The 14,352-nt window shown below is 72.6% G+C and carries 13 protein-coding genes and 1 pseudogene; 1 reads left to right on the top strand and 13 read right to left on the bottom strand.

What is annotated here, in order from left to right:
- Positions 1 to 44 precede the first annotated feature (44 nt).
- On the top strand, positions 45 to 1,001 hold the full coding sequence (locus BBK82_RS57250; protein ID WP_065919134.1) for an ROK family protein: 957 nt from the start codon (positions 45 to 47) through the stop codon (positions 999 to 1,001).
- Here the strand turns inward: BBK82_RS57250 and BBK82_RS37210 are convergent.
- The 13 genes and pseudogenes from BBK82_RS37210 to BBK82_RS37155 form a co-directional block, all read right to left on the bottom strand.
- Complete coding sequence (locus BBK82_RS37210) at positions 998 to 2,068, bottom strand: NAD(P)-dependent alcohol dehydrogenase (protein ID WP_065921659.1); 1,071 nt, start codon at positions 2,066 to 2,068, stop codon at positions 998 to 1,000. The genes BBK82_RS57250 and BBK82_RS37210 overlap by 4 nt on opposite strands.
- Positions 2,069 to 2,158: 90 nt before the next feature.
- A pseudogene (locus BBK82_RS55035) lies at positions 2,159 to 2,449 on the bottom strand (SRPBCC family protein); the annotation flags it as partial.
- A 47-nt stretch (positions 2,450 to 2,496) separates the two neighbouring features.
- Positions 2,497 to 4,068, bottom strand: coding sequence for an aldehyde dehydrogenase family protein (locus BBK82_RS37205; RefSeq protein ID WP_170068027.1), 1,572 nt, complete (start codon positions 4,066 to 4,068; stop codon positions 2,497 to 2,499).
- The gene (locus BBK82_RS37200; protein WP_065919133.1) at positions 4,065 to 5,348 is read right to left on the bottom strand and encodes an FAD/NAD(P)-binding protein; all 1,284 of its coding nucleotides are present in this window, start codon (positions 5,346 to 5,348) and stop codon (positions 4,065 to 4,067) included. The genes BBK82_RS37205 and BBK82_RS37200 overlap by 4 nt, the downstream gene beginning before the upstream one ends.
- Entirely contained in the window at positions 5,341 to 6,609 is a 1,269-nt protein-coding gene (locus BBK82_RS37195) for a sulfate adenylyltransferase subunit 1 (protein ID WP_065919132.1), read from the bottom strand. Before BBK82_RS37195 ends, BBK82_RS37200 begins: the two co-directional genes overlap by 8 nt.
- Positions 6,609 to 7,523 (bottom strand): sulfate adenylyltransferase subunit CysD, encoded by a 915-nt coding sequence (cysD, locus tag BBK82_RS37190; protein WP_065919131.1) that lies wholly within the window; start codon positions 7,521 to 7,523, stop codon positions 6,609 to 6,611. The genes BBK82_RS37195 and cysD overlap by 1 nt, the downstream gene beginning before the upstream one ends.
- The gene (gene cysC, locus BBK82_RS37185) at positions 7,520 to 8,083 is read right to left on the bottom strand and encodes an adenylyl-sulfate kinase (RefSeq protein ID WP_065919130.1); all 564 of its coding nucleotides are present in this window, start codon (positions 8,081 to 8,083) and stop codon (positions 7,520 to 7,522) included. Before cysC ends, cysD begins: the two co-directional genes overlap by 4 nt.
- An 89-nt stretch (positions 8,084 to 8,172) precedes the next feature.
- Positions 8,173 to 9,318 (bottom strand): acyl-CoA dehydrogenase family protein, encoded by a 1,146-nt coding sequence (locus tag BBK82_RS37180; protein WP_065919129.1) that lies wholly within the window; start codon positions 9,316 to 9,318, stop codon positions 8,173 to 8,175.
- A 13-nt stretch (positions 9,319 to 9,331) separates the two neighbouring features.
- Complete coding sequence (locus tag BBK82_RS37175) at positions 9,332 to 10,963, bottom strand: AMP-binding protein (protein WP_083268407.1); 1,632 nt, start codon at positions 10,961 to 10,963, stop codon at positions 9,332 to 9,334.
- Between the two features lie 28 nt (positions 10,964 to 10,991).
- Entirely contained in the window at positions 10,992 to 11,744 is a 753-nt protein-coding gene (locus tag BBK82_RS37170; protein ID WP_065919127.1) for an SDR family oxidoreductase, read from the bottom strand.
- The gene (locus BBK82_RS37165; protein WP_065919126.1) at positions 11,744 to 12,661 is read right to left on the bottom strand and encodes a sulfotransferase; all 918 of its coding nucleotides are present in this window, start codon (positions 12,659 to 12,661) and stop codon (positions 11,744 to 11,746) included. Before BBK82_RS37165 ends, BBK82_RS37170 begins: the two co-directional genes overlap by 1 nt.
- Positions 12,661 to 13,599 (bottom strand): family 3 encapsulin nanocompartment shell protein, encoded by a 939-nt coding sequence (locus tag BBK82_RS56070; RefSeq protein ID WP_265736926.1) that lies wholly within the window; start codon positions 13,597 to 13,599, stop codon positions 12,661 to 12,663. Before BBK82_RS56070 ends, BBK82_RS37165 begins: the two co-directional genes overlap by 1 nt.
- Positions 13,562 to 14,350 carry a 2-amino-3,7-dideoxy-D-threo-hept-6-ulosonate synthase gene (locus tag BBK82_RS37155; protein WP_065919125.1) on the bottom strand — a complete coding sequence of 263 codons (789 nt, stop codon included), beginning with the start codon at positions 14,348 to 14,350 and terminating at the stop codon, positions 13,562 to 13,564. Before BBK82_RS37155 ends, BBK82_RS56070 begins: the two co-directional genes overlap by 38 nt.
- Positions 14,351 to 14,352: the final 2 nt, after the last annotated feature.

The following is a 14,352-nucleotide window of genomic DNA, read 5'->3' as shown; positions in this document are numbered from 1 at the left end:
CGAAGTTATCGAAGGGTCCGCCTGGGGGCAAGGAAGGACGTCGGATGACCTCGAACCTCGCGCTGGGTGTCGACGTGGGCGGAACCAAGATCGCCTTCGGCCTGGTCCGGCCGGACGGCACGACGAGAGCGGTCGAGGTCCACGCCGTGATCGGGCGCGGTGACGCCGTGGTCGACCAGCTCGTCGCCATCGCCAGGACGTCGCTGGACCTGCACGAGATCTCCCACCTCGGCATCTGCGTCCCCGGACCGGTCGACACGGCCGCGGGTGCCGTGCTGTCCGCGGTGAACCTCGGCTGGCGCGACCTCCCGCTGGCCGACCGGCTGCGCACCGCGCTCGGCTGTGAGGTGCGGCTGAGCAACGACGGGCACGCGGCGGCGTGGGCGGAACACCGCTTCGGCGCGGGCAGGGGCCGTGACACCACCGCGGTGACCGTCGGCACCGGCATCGGCGGCGGCACGGTGGTCGGCGGCTCGTCCCCCCGCGACTCGGCGGCGAATGGGGCCACCTGCCGCTCGTCGTCGGCCGCCCTGCGAGTGCGGCGCGACCGGGTGCTGGGAGCAGTACGCGAGCGGCCCGGCACTGGTCGCCGAAGCACGCCGGCACTGGACTCCCGCGCGACGTCCGGCGAACAGGTGCTGGCCGCGGCGGAGTGCGGTGACCGCCGCGCCGCCGAGGTCGTCGCGACCGTCAGCGGCCACCTCGCCCACGGCCTGACGATCCTCGGCGCCTGCCTCGACCCAGCGGAGGTGGTCCTGGGCGGCGGCCTCGGCTGCGACCCGCGACTGGTCAAGCACGTCCGGCACGCGCTCGCGGAGTTCGGCACGCACGTGATCCGCGCCCAGGTCGCCGTCACCCCCGCCGAGCTCGGCGCACGGGCCGGCCTGGTCGGCGCCGCGGACCTGGCGAGGGGTCAGGCCGTGTCCTGCGGGTCACGTCCGCGGCAGTCGCGGCCCTCGCCCGTGACCCTCGGTCGAACGGACTCGCAGGACACGGCCTAGGCGCCGATCGTCGACGTGTCGATCACGAACCGGTACCGCACGTCACCGGCCCGCACCCGCTCGAACGCCGCGTTGACCTCGTCCGCGGCGATCACCTCGACGTCCGCGCCGATCCCGTGCAGCGCGCAGAAGTCCAGCATCTCCTGCGTCTCGGCCATGCCGCCGATCTGCGAGCCCGCGAGCGACACCCGGCCGCGCAGCAGCGAGAACACGCTGACCGCGAGCGGCTCGTCGGTGATGCCCAGGTTGACCATCGTGCCGCCGTTGGCCAGCAACCCCAGGTGCTTGTCCACATCGGACAGACCGGACACCGTGCACACGATCAGGTCGAACGTGCCGGCCAGCCGGTCGAACGTCGCCGGGTCCTCGGTCGCGTGGAAGTGGTCGGCCCCGAGCCGCCGGGCGTCCTCCTGCTTGCGCGTGGTGCGCGACAGCACGGTCACCTCGGCGCCCATCGCGTGCGCGAGCTTCACCGCCAGATGGCCGAGCCCGCCCAGCCCGAGCACCGCGACCTTCTTGCCGGGCCCGACGTCCCAGTGCTTCAACGGCGAGTACGTCGTGATGCCCGCGCACAGCAACGGCGCGGCTTCCTGCAGCGGCACCGAGTCCGGGATCCGCAGCACGAAGTGCTCGTCGGTCACGATGTGCGTGGAGTACCCGCCCTGGGTGCGCTCGCCGCCCCGGTGGCCGTCCACATCGGAGTAGGTCTCCACCGAACCCGCGCAGTACTGCTCCAGCCCCTGCGCGCACTTGTCGCACGACCGGCACGAGTTCACGATCACGCCGACACCGACGCGGTCGCCCACCGCGTGCCGGGTCACCTCCGCGCCGACCTCGGTGACGACACCGGCGATCTCGTGTCCCGGCACCATCGGGAACAGGCCGTTGCCCCAGTCGCCCTGCACCTGGTGGACGTCGGAATGGCACACACCGCAGTACTGGACCGCGATCGCGACGTCTCGCGGACCGAGCTCGCGCCGCGTGATCGTCGTCGGCGCCAACGCGGAACCCGCCGACTGCGCGGCCAGAGCGGCGACCGCGCTCCCGGACGGGACCTCGTCGGTCAGCGCGCCCTCGACGACCTCCGCGGGACCGGCCAGCCCGCTCACCACGTCCGCCGCGGCCCGCAGCAGCACCCGCGCGATCATCGGCTCGATCGCCCCGGCCAGGTGCGGCACGCTGGTGCGGAACGCCACCCGGTGCACCACCCGGCTGCCGGTGCCGTCCGGCACGACCTCCCACGACCCGCCGAAGTCCACGAAGTCACCGCTGACCTGGGAGAACCGCACCACCCGCGCGTCCGGGTCGGCCTCGGTCCGCTGCGTCCAGCGCGCCAGCCCGGAGCGGAACCGCAGCACGTACCGGTCGCCTTCCTCCGACGGCGCCACCGACTCGATGTCCGCGGCGGCGTCGGCGAACCGGGCGGGCTGCCGCAGCTGCTCGAACACCTCGTCCGCGGGCCTCGGCGTGCGCAGGACGACGCTGTGCTCGTTCTTCACCGTGCACCTCCCCGGTTGATGTTCACGCCCTGCAGGTGCGTGGTGCGCAACATCAGGTAGTTGGCCTCGCCGAACACTCCGCCGGTCAGCCCGGTGCCGCCGTGCGTCGGCAGGAACGGCCGGAACGCCGAGTGCGAGTCGTTGACGTTCACGACCCCGCCGTTGGTCACACCGGCCGCGACCGCCGCGACCAGCTCCTCGTCCTGCACCCAGAACGAGTTGCGCAGCCCGTAGCGGTTGGCGTTGACGAACCGCAGCACCTCGTCGAACAACCCGTCGTGCTCCTCGGGCACCACGACCGGCAGCAGCGGCGAGAACGTCTCCTCCCGCACGGCCGGCATGTCCCGCGCCCGGTCCAGCCCGTCGATCCGCAGCACCGCGGGCTCGACGAAGAAACCGGTGTCCGACGGTGATCCGTCCACTTCGAGACGCCGCCCGCCGTGCAGCAGTTCCGCACCCCGGCGCACCGCGTCGGCGATGTCGGCGAAGTACGCCTGCGCCATCAGCACCGGCGTCAGCACCACCCCCGGCTCGTCCGGGTAACCCGGCTTGGTCGCGGCGGCCGCGGTCACCAGCCGGTCCAGCAGCGCGTCCGCGATCGCCGGGTGCGCGATGACGTGGTTGGGGATGTTGCAGATCTGCCCGGACTGCCGGAAGTTCTCGGTGATCGCCGCGGCGGCCGCGTCCAGGTCGGCATCCGCCCAGACGACCACGCAGTCGTTGCCGGCGAGCTCCAGCACCGGCTTCTTGCCGGCGGCGATGGCGTCCCGTTCGAACTGCAGGCCCTTGGCGCTGCCGCCGACGTAGACGATGTCGTTGACGTGCGGGCTCTTCAGCCAGAGGTCGGTCATCGGCGGTCCGCACAGGATGTTCAGCACCCCGGTGGGCGCGCCGGCGTCCTCCAGCACCGGCACGACGACCTCGCGCAGCGCGTGGGTGGTGGCCAGCGGCACGCCGCGGGGAGCCCGGACCACCACGGCGTTGCCCGCGAGCAACGCCGTCGCGCCGAACAGGGCGTTGGGCGTCGAGGCGTTCTGCGGCGGGTTCACGCACACCACCCCGTCCGGCACCCGCCGGACCACCGCGTGCCCGCCGCAGCCGCGGTGCTTGGTGGTCTGCATCTGGGTCGCGCACCAGGTCAGCGTCTCGGCGCTGAAGTCCGCCCGCCAGTACTCGTCCAGCGTCGGCCCGGCCAGGTCGCGCGGCTGCCCCTCGGCGACCAGCAGCTCCACGATGTCGTCGCGCTTCTCGCGCAGCCGTTCCCCGATCCGCACCCCGATCTCCAGCCGGTCGCGCAACGGCACCCGCGCCCACTCCGGTGCCGCCCGCGCGGCGGCCTCCAGCGCGTCGTTCGCCATCCGGTCGTCGGCCAGCGCACACCCACCGACCACGGCCGGACCTGCCGTGCGCGGATCGACGATCCCGGCGTCGAGGTCGCGCTTCAACGCCAGCGCCGGCATCGTGTCCTCCAGCACCGCCCGCGCCGACACGGTGTGCACGTACCGGCCCTCGGGGTGCTCGACGTCCTTGCCGTCGATGTAGGCCGGGTACATCAGCAGGTCGTTCATGTCATCACCTCTCCTCGCACGTGCGCCGCGATCTCGGCCGCCTGCGTCCGGATCTCCGGCACGGCGGTGCTCTCGAACTCCTCACCCCGGCGCAGCGCACCGAGCGTGAACACCCGCCGCGCCCGGCCCCACCGGTCCAGCAGGCGGCCGTCCTCGCCGGTCCGCACGCCGAGCCCGGTCGGGTCCGGCCGCGCGGTGCCGTCGGTGATGAGCTCGCGCACCAGCGGCCCGCCCTGGCCGAAGCCGGTCGCGTTGACCAGCCACCCCACCCGCAGCGTCCGGCCACCGCTGAGGCCGACCTCGAACCCGTCGTCATCCGGTTCGATGGCCACGACACGGCCGCGGTGCAGCTCAAGCCGACCCTCGTCGATCAGCGCGCGCACCTGCTCGTGAGTGGCGGGCGCCGCCCGGTGCCGGTGCACGTTCCAGTAGTGGTGCACCCGTTCGAGGAACCGCCGCCGCTCGGACACGTCCAGCTGCCGCCACAACCGCCGGGTGTGCGGCCGCAGGTGGTCCACGAAGTCGCGCCACCGGTCGGGGTCGGCCGACAGGCACCTCCGCGCGAACCTCAGCAGGTCGCTGAGCGAGTCGATCCGCTCCGGCGGGTCGGGGAACGCGGACGGGGTGGTGCGCTTGCGGTGGGGCTGTGGCAGCAGGCCGTGCCGGGACACGGCGTGGACGGGCGAACCGGGGGCGAGGGTGACCGCGAGGTCCATCATGGACAGACCGGTCCCGAGGACCAGCACCGGTGCCCCGTCGTCGATCCGCAGCGGTCCCGCCCACGGGTCGCGGACGTAGCGGGGTGACCCGTCCGGCAGCAGCTCGGCCAGTGGGTCGCCGCCACCCACGCCCGGTGCCAGCACGGCGAAGTCGGCCTCCAGCGGACCGGTCCGCGCGAGCTCCACGACCACGTGGTCGTCGCCGGTGGTGAGGCCGGTCGCGGTGTCCGCGACGTGCCGCACCACCGCGCGTTCCTCCTCACCCCGCAACGTCTCCGCCAGGTACCGCCCGTACTCCCGGCGCGGCCCGAACGCCCCGTCGTCGGCCCCGCTCCACCGCACGAAGTGCCCCGGATCGTCGTCCAGCGCGCTCATCTTCTCCGCGACGGTGTTCAGCAGGTGCGCGGGATCCCCGGTCCGGTACGCCCTGCCCGGCCCGAACTCGCCGCTGCGGTCCACCAGCACCAGCTCGAGCGGCACGCCGGAGCGCAGCAGGTGGATCGCGGCCAGGGTGCCGCTCGCGCCGGCGCCGATGACGACGACCCGGACCCGCTCAGCCATCACCGGTCACCGCGGACAGCGTGTCGCCGACCTGGCCGGCCGCGAGCGTGTCGCCGCCGTCGGGGTTGATCAGCAGGAACGCCCCGGTGGCCACGCAGTCGGTGTAGGTGTCGAACGGCAGCGCGTCGGCGACCTCCAGGCGGACCTGGCCGATGTCGTTGAGCTCCAGGCACTCGGGGTCGCGCTCCAGCACCAGCTGCTGCTCGTCGAACCGCGCGTTCAGGCTCGGCACCCGGCACTTCGTCACGCGCGTGCCGTGCTTGAGCAGCACCCGCGCACCGGGCCGCAGCGGTTCCTCCGCGAGCCAGCACACCGTCGCGGTGACCTCGGCGGCCAGCTCCGGCACCCGGTCGGCGGCGGCGATCAGGTCTCCCCGGCTCACCGGCAGGTCGTCGGCCAGCGTCAGCGCCACCGGCTGTCCGGCGGTCGCCTCGTCGACCGGCCCGTCCGGCGTGCCGACCTCGGTCACCGTCGACCGCGCACCCGCCGGCAGCACCACGACCTCGTCACCCGGCCGCACCGAGCCCGCCGCGACCTGCCCGGCATAGGCGCGGTAGTCGGTGTCGCGCAGCACGTACTGCACCGGCACCCGCAGGCCGACGTCGCAGCCGCGTTCGTCGGGCCGCACGGTCTCCAGGTGCTCCAGCAGCGTCGGCCCGTCGTACCAGGGCGTGCGGTCGGAGCGGGACACCACGTTGTCACCGGCCAGCGCCGACATCGGCACCGTCGTGATCTGGTCGGACCGGAAGCCGAGCGACTCGGCGTGGGAGACGAACTCGTCCCTGACCGACTCGTAGGTCGCCTGGTCGAAGTCGACGAGGTCGAGCTTGTTGACCGCCAGCGTGATACCGGGAACGCCGAGCATCGCCATCACGGCCAGATGCCGGCGCGTCTGCTCCAGCACACCCTTGCGCGCGTCGGTCAGCAACACCGCGTGGTCCGCGGTCGACGCACCGGTCACCGTGTTGCGCAGGTAGTGCACATGGCCCGGTGTGTCGGCGAGGACGAACGTGCGCTTGGCCGTGGCGAAGTAGCGGTAGGCCACGTCGATCGTGATGCCCTGCTCCCGCTCCGCGCGCAGGCCGTCCACCAGCAGCGACAGGTCCGGGTTGTCGAGCCCCCGTTCCTCGCTGCTGCGCAGCACCGCGTCGATCTGGTCGCTGAGCACGGACTTGGTGTCGTAGAGCAGCCGGCCGACCAAAGTGGACTTGCCGTCGTCCACGCTGCCCGCGGTCACCAGTCGCAACAGGTCGGACGTCATCAGAAGTACCCCTCCCGCTTGCGGTCCTCCATGGCGGCCTCCGACATGCGGTCGTCGGCCCTGCTGGCGCCGCGCTCGGTGAGCCGGCTGGCCTTGATCTCGGCGATGATGTCGGCGACCGTGGCGGCGTCGGACTCGACGGCACCGGTGCACGAACCGTCGCCGACGGTCCGGTAGCGCACGGTCTTCTCGACCGTCTCCTCGTCGTCGCCCGGACCACCCCACTGGCCCGCGGTCAGCCACATGCCGTCCCGCAGGTACACCTCACGCTGGTGCGCGAAGTACAGCGACGGCAGCTCGATGTCACGCGCCTCGACGTAGCGCCACACGTCCAGCTCGGTCCAGTTCGAGATCGGGAACACCCGCACGTGCTCGCCGGGGGAGTGCATGCCGTTGTAGAGGTTCCACAGCTCGACGCGCTGCCGGCGCGGGTCCCACCGGCCGAAGCTGTCGCGGACGCTGAAGATCCTCTCCTTGGCGCGAGAGCGTTCCTCGTCGCGCCGGCCGCCGCCGATCACCGCGTCGAACTTCTCGTCGGTGATCGTGTCCAGCAACGGCACGGTCTGCAGCGGGTTGCGCATCCCGTCCTGCCGCTCCTGCACGGCACCGCGGTCGATCCAGTCCTGCACCTCGGCCACGTGCAGCCGCAACCCGAACCGCTCCACGATGTCGTCGCGGAACTGCAGCACCTCGGGGAAGTTGTGGCCGGTGTCGACGTGCACGAGCGTGAACGGCGGGGCCACCGGCGCGAACGCCCGCACCGCGAGGTGCACCAGCACCGTGGAGTCCTTGCCGCCGGAGAACAACAGCGCGGGCCGGTCGAACTCGCCGGCGACCTCCCGCAGGACGTGGATCGCCTCCGCCTCCAGCTGCTCGATGCCGGTCACGGCCTTTTCCTTGGCAGGAGCGCTCATCGCAACACCACCTCCCGGATGTCCTGTTCACGTCGTTCGGCTTCGCAGCGCTCCAGCGCGCGTTCGATCATCTGCACGCTCTCCTCGACGCTGAGCGAGGCGGTGTCCACCAGGACCTCGGGCGACACCGGCGCCTCGTAGACGTCGCTCACCCCGGTCATCGCCTCGACCTGCCCGGTCTCGGCCTTGGCGTACAGGCCTTTCACGTCCCGCTCGGCACACACGTCCACCGGCGCGTCGACGTAGACCTCGACGAACGTGAGCCCCGCTTCCTCGTGCCGGGCCCGCACCTCGTCGCGCACCTCGCGGAACGGCGCGATCACCGACACCACGGACAGCACGCCGTGCGAGGCGAGCATCGCGGCCAGCTTGCCGATGCGGCGGATGTTCTCGGTGCGGTCGTGCTTGCTGAACCCCAGCTCGGGGAAGAAGTCCCCGCGGACGGCGTCACCGTCCAGGTGCTGCACGGGACGCCGCTCCCGCAGCCGGTCGACCAGCTCCCGGCCCAGTGTCGACTTGCCCGAGCTGGGCAGCCCGGTCAGCCACAACGTGGTGGTCACGTGGTTCCTCCTGTCTTGATCGTCGTTGCGATGGGTGCGTCCGGTCTCATGCCGTACGCGGCTCGGCCCGGCGAGGTCCGCGGCGCGGCTCACGGTGCGTGCTCGCGGCCCAGCAGCTCCCGCGCCACCACCAACTTGGTGGCGTTCTCGGTGCCGTCCGCGATCTCCTGCCCGATGGCGTCCCGCACCCGCCTGCTCACCGGGTGGTCGTCACTCCACCCCCGGTGCCCGAGCGTCAGCAGCGCCTGGTGCGCGGCGTCGACACCGACCCGCGGTGCCCACCACTTCGCCATGTTCGCCTCGGTGCGGTGGTCGAGCCCGGCGTCCGCGCGCCACAACGCCTCGAAGGCGAGCAGCCGGGCCGCGTGCACCCGTGTGACGTGCTCGACCAACGGGAACGCCACGCCCTGGTGCTTGCCGATGACCTGACCGAACGACTCCCGCTCACGGGCGTATGCCAGCGCGTCGTCCAATGCGGCCTGTGCGTTCGCCACGGCCAGCACAGCGATCAGCGCGCGGGAGTGGTCGAAGCCGCGCATCACACCGCTGAAGCCCTCGCCGACCCCGCCGACGATCTCGTCGTCGGCGGCCCGCACGCCGTCGAACCGCAGCGTGGCCCGGCCACCGGCGCGGACACCGAGGTCGTCGAGTCGTTCCCTGGTGATGCCGTCGCGGTTGAGCGGCAGGAAGAACGCCGTCACCCCGCGGGCGCCGTCGTCGCCGGTGCGCGCGAACACCAGGCCGTGGGTGGCGTGCATCCCGAGCATGATCGACGTCTTGGTGCCGGTGAGCACCCAGCCGTCACCGTCGCGGTCGGCGCGCAGCTCGATCGCGGCCGCGTCCGTGCCGTGCTCGGGTTCGGTGAGCACCAGCGCCACCACCGAGTCGCCCGCCGCCACCGCCGGCAGCCACCGCTGCTGCTGCTCCGCGGTCCCGCTGCGGCCGATGATCCCGCCGATCAGCGCCGCGTTGAGCACCGGGTAGCACGCCGTGGCCTCGGCCCGCGCCAGCTGCTCCACCGCGATGCCGACCTCGACCGCGCCGAGCCCGCGGCCGCCGTGTTCCTCGGCGATGGCCAGACCGGTCAGGCCCGCCCGGCCGAGCTCGGCGAAGAAACCGGACCAGAACGTGCGCTCGCGGTCGTCCGACGCCGCGTGCCCGGCGATCGTGTCGTCGGCGAACGCGCGCACCTTGTCCGCCAGCGCCTGCTGTTCGTCGGTGAACGAGAAGTCCATCGAACCCGCCCCCTCAGACCAGCTGCTCGCGCAGCTTGAACTTCTGGACCTTGCCGCTGGGCGTCGTCGGCAGCTCGCCCACGTGCTCGACGCGCTCGGGCCAGTACTGCTTGGCCATCCCGAGCCCGTCCAGGTGCTCGCGCAACGCCGGCAGCTCCGGCGGCGTGCCCTGCGGCACGATCACCGCGCACGCCCGCTCGCCGAGCCGGTCGTCCGGGTAGGCGACCACCGCCACGTCCTTGATGTCCGGGTGCCGCAGCAACGCCGCCTCGACCTCCACCACGGGCACCTTCTCGCCACCGCGCGAGATCACGTCCTTCTCCCGCCCGGCGATCCGGATGCCGCCGTGGCCGTCGGACCGGGCCAGGTCACCGGTGTCGAACCAGCCGTCGGCGGTGAGGTTGTCCTCGTACACCTCCGGCCGCCGGAAGTACCCCAGGCACTGCGTCGCACCCCGGACCTGCAGCCGTCCCGTCTCACCCGGCGCGACCTCGGCGCCGTCCTCGCCGACGATGCGGACCTCCATGCCGGGCACCGGCGAACCGTCGCTCTCGGCGGCCCGCATCTCCGGGTCCTCCGGCCGCGTGATGGTCGGCGCGCCGTTCTCCGTCATGCCCCACAACGCGTACAGCCGGCACCCGAGCACGTCGCGCGCCTGCTCGACCAGCACCGGCGGGATCGGCGCGCTGCCGGTGGCGAACGTGTGCAGGCTCGACAGGTCGCGTCCCTCCGCGCGCTGGCGGTCGATCAGGTCGACCAGGAACGGCGGCGCGCCCATGAAGAACGTGACCTTCTCCTCCTCCAGGACCCGCAGCATCAGGTCCGCGTCCCAGTTGTCGATGTGCACGCAGGTCGCGCCCAGCAGCAGCGGCATCGTGAAGTTCCACGTCCACCCGGCGTTGTGGGTGGTGGGGGAGCCCATCGCGGTGACCTCGTCGTCGCGCAGGTGCAGCGCGTCGATCTGCATGCGGTTGGTGGCGTGCAACGTGTTGTGGCTGTGCATGACGCCCTTGGGCTCACCGGTGGTGCCCGAGGTGAACATGACGTAGGCCAGGTCGTCCGGCTTCGCCTCACGGCCCTCGATGTCACCGAACACGGCGCCCTCGGTGCCGGGCTCGCCCAGCAGCGCCGTGTCGAAGTCCCGTGCGCCACCCAGATCCGCGGTCGAGCCGGCGACGCCGACCAGGACACGTTCCCTGATCGACGCCACCTCGCGGGCGACCTCCTCGCTCAGCTGTGCGTGCGAGAAGCCGCGGTGCTCGACGGGTCCGATGTAGACAGGGCTCTTCGTCAACTCGGTCATGAACGTGAGCTCGCGCTTGCGCATGATCGGCAGCACCGGACCGGCCACCGCTCCGATCCGGGCGCACGCCAGCGTGGTCGCCAGCAGCTGCCACGAGTTCGGCAGCTGCAACGTCACCACGTCACCGCGCTCGACCCCCAGCCCGGCCAGGCCGGCCGCGATCCGGTCGACCCGGCGTTCCAGCTCGGCGTAGGTCAGCGTCTCGGTGTCACGGCCGTCGGTGTGCCACACGACGACCGCGCGCCGGTCGGGGTGCTCGCGCGCGGCGCGGCGCAGGTCGTCGACGAGCGTCTCGTCGGTGCGCCACCACCCCCGGGCGCGGTAGGTCTCGGCCAGGTCCATCGATCTCACTCCTGTCGAAGGTTCGTGGTCACACCGGTGCGCGCGTGTTGCCGCCGTCGACCAGCAGCAGCGCGCCCGTCACGAAGGCGGCCTGCCGGGAGGCGAGGAACGCGGCCAGTGCGCCGAAGTCGTCCGGGTCGCCGACCCTGCCCAGCGGCACCTCGGCGGCCGCGGCGGAGGTGTCCTCGCCGGACGGTCCGCGCAGGGCGGTCGTGTCGTGGTAGCCGGGTGCGAGGACGTTGACGGTCGTGCCGCTGTCACCGAAGGCGTGCACCAGGTTCCGCGCGTAGGACAGCAGCCCCTGGCGGGCCACCCCGGACAGCACGTTGTGCGGCATCGGCTGGCGCACCGCCTCCGAGGTGATCATCAGCACCCGGCCGCCCGGCCGCAGGTGCGGTGTCGCGGCCTTCACCAGCGCCACGTGCGGGATGAGCGCGGTGTCGACGGCCCGGCGGTAGTCCTCCGGCCCGAAGTCCGCGACCGGTCCCTGCACCACTCCGCCGGTGTGGCTCACGACGACGTCGATCCCGCCGAACTCGGCCACGGTGCCGTCCACCCAGCGCTGCACCGCGCCGTCGATGCTGACGTCGGCGATCTGGCTGTGCACCCGGCCACCGCCCAGCGCCTCCAGCTTGCCGTGCGCCTCGGCGAGCCGGTCCCGTTCCCGGCCGCAGATCGACACGTCCGCGCCCTCCGACACCAGGGCGCGGGCGACGCCGAGGCCGAGTCCGCTGCTGGCGCAGGCCACCATCGCGACCTTGCCGTCGAGTCCGAGGTCCATCAGCCCTCCCTCTCCGCGCGCACCGGGTAGCCGTAGCGCAGCAGCTGCGGTGCCGAGGCGGCCGTCGTGAGCGCCCGCGGCTTCCACTCCAGCTCGGTGCGCCACTTCGCGTTGTCCCTGATCAGAACGCGGCCGTGGTGGAAGCGGTCCGGGTTGCCGGTGACCGTGTGGTTCACGCCCAGCTCGACCGTGCGGTCGGCCGCGACGGGCACCTGGCCCGGCATGCCGGCGAACGCCATCACCTCGCCGATCACCTCGTCCGGGCGGGCGGAGAAGTCCTCGTGCCGCACCCGCAGGTAGCGGTCGCGGCCGGCCAGCGCGAGCAGGTCGGAGGCGGCGTTGACCGCGCTCCAGTACCCGGTGCTGCGGGCCGCGCTCATCCGCGTCACGTAGCTCTTGTCCTTGCGGTACGAGTGCGTCGTGGCCCGTGCGTCCCGCACGACGTGCAACACCCGCACGTCCAGGTCGTCCCGGCCGAGCAGCGCCGCGGCCTCCGCGGGGAACTTCGAGCTGTCGACGACGACCTCGGCACCCGAGGCGGCAGCGGCCGCGCGGTAGAGCTCGGCGGTCACCCCGGTCACCCACCGCACGTCCGGCGGAGTGCGCCGCGGTCCCAGCGACTCGGCCAGCCGCACGGGCGTGTGCCTGGCGCGCAACCTGGTCGTCTGCACGGCCTCCACGGCCTGCGCCACGTGGCGGTCGGCCGCGACCTCGGCCGCCAGCACCTCCGACCACAGTGGACAGCCGGTCAGCGGTTCCCCGCAGCCGCAGCTGGTGTTCGTGCCCTCGGTCAGCACCCCGTTGCGCCACAGGAAGTGCAGCTCGCCCACGTGCAACGCGTGCGGGGTCTCGTTGAGGACGTTGCCGATCATCGTGCTGCCGCAGCGCATCATCCCGGTGATGTAGAGGACGCGCATCAGCTCGCCCCTTCCAGCAGGACGAAGTGCTGGGGCAGGTGCACGGCCAGGCCCATCCGGCTCTCGGCCTCCAGCAGGTCGCCACCGTCGTCGGCGGCACCGCGGCGCAGCCTCAGGTGCGAGATGCCGGGGTCCAGGAACGTCGTGGCCGCGCGGAAGTCGCCGAGCAGCACCTGGTGCTCCGGGATCATCCTGGTCCGCGCGATCCGCACGCCCGCCTCGGCGAGGCGGCCCAGCAGCCCGGACTCGACGGCCTGCCAGTACACGGCGTTGTGCGCCACGATGCCGTCGCACGACCCGCCGGTCTCCTCGACCAGCGCGGCCGCCTTCGTGAGCACGTCCACCGGCCGGCCGTCGACCTCCAGCCGGCGCGCCTCCGGCAGGTCGAGCAGGCCGGGCACGGCGCCGTCGTCGCTGCCGCGCAGCAGCACCTGGTTCTCGGTGGTGCCGAACCGCACGATCAGCCGGAAGTCGATGAACGCGGCCAGCAGCCGCGGGTGCTCCAGCAACCCCGGCGGCACCGGCAGCGACACCCCGATGTCGGTCAGCTTCGCCGCGTCGAGCACCGGCTGGAACCCGGCCTCCGGGGTCGTGGCGAAGGTGACCCCCGAGCGCTGACCGCGGTCGGACTCCGGTTGCGGCTCCGCACGAACGGCGCGTCGCCGTCGCGGATCGTCGCCATCTTCATCAGCTGCCGCACCGTGAACCGCGGGCGCTCGGCGAACAGCGGGAACGCCGTCGGCAGGTACGCGCGGTAGGTGACGGACACGTCGTCCCCGGCGTTGCCGAGTGCCGCGGCCTGCGCGAACTCCGAACCGGGCGAGCTCTCGGTCATCGCCGGGTCGGCCAGCAGCTGTCGCATCTGCTTGATCTGAGCAGTCATCAGTTGCCTCCTGCGGCTCAGGCGGCGATCGCCATGCGACCGTGCACGACGTCACCGATCTCCCTGGCCAGCCGGCCGGGCGTCGGATGTTGGAAGATGTTGCGGCCCATGGCCACCCCGGCCGCGCCCGCGCGCACCGAGGCGGCGACGCGCTGCAGCAGCTCGCGCTTGTCGTCCACCGGCGGGCCGCCGGCGACCACCACCGGGATCGGGCAGGCGCGCACGACGTCGGCCATCGCGCTCGCCGAGCCGGGGTAGCTGACCTTCACGATGTCCGCGCCGAGGTCGGCCGCGAGCGTCGCGGAGTGCCTGACCAGCTCGGGATCGGCGGAGTTGTCGATCTGCGGGCCGCGGGCGTACATCATCGCCAGCAACGGCATGCCCCACCGCTCGGTCTCCTCCGCGGTGCGCGCCAGGTCGGCGACCTGCTCGGCCTCCTGCTGCGAGCCCATGTTCACGTGCACGCTCACCGCGTCCGCACCGAGCCGCAGCGCCGCCTCGACGCTCGTGACGAGGTACTTGGCGTCCGGGTCGGGGGCGTGGGAGGTGCTCGCGTTCAGGTGCACGATCAGCGAGGTGTCGACGAACAGCTTGGGGTTGAGGTGGCGTGCGGTGCCCTTGTGCAGCACCACCGCGTCGACCTTGGCCGCGGCGAGCTCGCCGACCAGGTCCTCCAGGGAGTCGTCGGACGTCACCGGTCCGTCGGCGACGGAGTGGTCGAGCGGGACGATCATCAACCGGCCGTCGCCGTTGCGGTCGATGCGGTCCAGGCGCAGCTTCGCGCCGAAGGATTGCGGCTGGTTCACCG

This window comes from Lentzea guizhouensis, assembly GCF_001701025.1.
In the GTDB taxonomy this organism is placed as follows: domain Bacteria; phylum Actinomycetota; class Actinomycetes; order Mycobacteriales; family Pseudonocardiaceae; genus Lentzea; species Lentzea guizhouensis.
Note: the sequence above shows the minus strand (reverse complement) of the source record. Positions and strands in the feature narration are given on the sequence as shown.

Excerpts from the sequence above, each read along its gene's own strand:
- BBK82_RS37195 (WP_065919132.1), bottom strand. The coding sequence starts at position 6,609 with ATGACGTCCGACCTGTTGCGACTGGTGACCGCGGGCAGCGTGGACGAC.
- BBK82_RS37170 (WP_065919127.1), bottom strand. The coding sequence starts at position 11,744 with ATGGACCTCGGACTCGACGGCAAGGTCGCGATGGTGGCCTGCGCCAGC.
- BBK82_RS37175 (WP_083268407.1), bottom strand. The coding sequence starts at position 10,963 with ATGGACCTGGCCGAGACCTACCGCGCCCGGGGGTGGTGGCGCACCGAC.
- BBK82_RS37165 (WP_065919126.1), bottom strand. The coding sequence starts at position 12,661 with ATGCGCGTCCTCTACATCACCGGGATGATGCGCTGCGGCAGCACGATG.
- BBK82_RS37200 (WP_065919133.1), bottom strand. The coding sequence starts at position 5,348 with ATGGCTGAGCGGGTCCGGGTCGTCGTCATCGGCGCCGGCGCGAGCGGC.
- BBK82_RS37180 (WP_065919129.1), bottom strand. The coding sequence starts at position 9,318 with ATGGACTTCTCGTTCACCGACGAACAGCAGGCGCTGGCGGACAAGGTG.
- cysD (WP_065919131.1), bottom strand. The coding sequence starts at position 7,523 with ATGAGCGCTCCTGCCAAGGAAAAGGCCGTGACCGGCATCGAGCAGCTG.
- BBK82_RS37205 (WP_170068027.1), bottom strand. The coding sequence starts at position 4,068 with ATGAACGACCTGCTGATGTACCCGGCCTACATCGACGGCAAGGACGTC.
- BBK82_RS57250 (WP_065919134.1), top strand. The coding sequence starts at position 45 with ATGACCTCGAACCTCGCGCTGGGTGTCGACGTGGGCGGAACCAAGATC.